The organism is Amycolatopsis sp. WAC 04169, assembly GCF_003947535.1.
Taxonomy (GTDB): domain Bacteria; phylum Actinomycetota; class Actinomycetes; order Mycobacteriales; family Pseudonocardiaceae; genus Amycolatopsis; species Amycolatopsis keratiniphila.
This window is the reverse complement of sequence record NZ_QHJI01000067.1, coordinates 1-643: the sequence shown is the minus strand read 5'-3', so window position 1 is coordinate 643 and position 643 is coordinate 1. Positions and strand designations below refer to the sequence as shown.

Below are 643 nucleotides of genomic sequence, written 5' to 3'. Positions count from 1 at the left end.
CCCGCGCGCTGGGCGGCTGGGAGGTGCCGCCGGTCGCCGACGACACGGGCGAGGCGGTGGAGATCCCCGTGCGCTACGACGGGCCGGACCTGGCCGACGTGGCGGCCCTGTGGGGAGTCGCGCCGGAGGAGGTCGGCGCCCTGCACCGGTCGCGCCCCTACCGGGTGGCGTTCTGCGGCTTCGCTACCGGGTTCGGCGACCTCACCGGGCTGCCGCCCCGCCTGCACGTCCCCCGCCGGTCCACGCCCAGGACCCGCGTACCGGCCGGCGCGGTCGCCCTCGCCGGTCCCTACAGCGCCGTCTACCCGCGGGCCACCCCGGGCGGCTGGCAGCTCATCGGCACCATGCCCGACCCGCGGCCGCTGTGGGATCCCGCACGGGAGCGTGCGGCGCTGCTCACACCGGGGACGCGTGTGCGGTTTGTCACAGCGGACGCGGCGGCGGACGGCACCGGGACCGGCTCCGCGGCGGCGCAGGCGACGAGCCCGGAGGCCGGGGCATGACGGCCGGGCTGACGGTCGCGCGCTCCGGCGCGCTCACGACCGTGCAGGACGCGGGCCGGCCCGGCCACGCCCACCTGGGCGTCCCCCGCTCCGGCGCGCTGGACGCGCCCGCGATGCGGCTCGCCAACCGCCTCCTCGGC

At 79.6% G+C, this 643-nt stretch carries 1 protein-coding gene and 1 pseudogene; both read left to right on the top strand.

Translation table 11 applies throughout. From position 1 onward, the window contains the following. On the top strand, positions 1-503 hold a 503-nt coding region (locus tag DMC61_RS41035), incomplete at its 5' end, for an allophanate hydrolase subunit 1 (protein ID WP_125695777.1). After that, a pseudogene (locus DMC61_RS41905) lies at positions 500-643 on the top strand (allophanate hydrolase subunit 2 family protein); the annotation flags it as partial. The gene DMC61_RS41035 and the pseudogene DMC61_RS41905, both read left to right, overlap by 4 nt.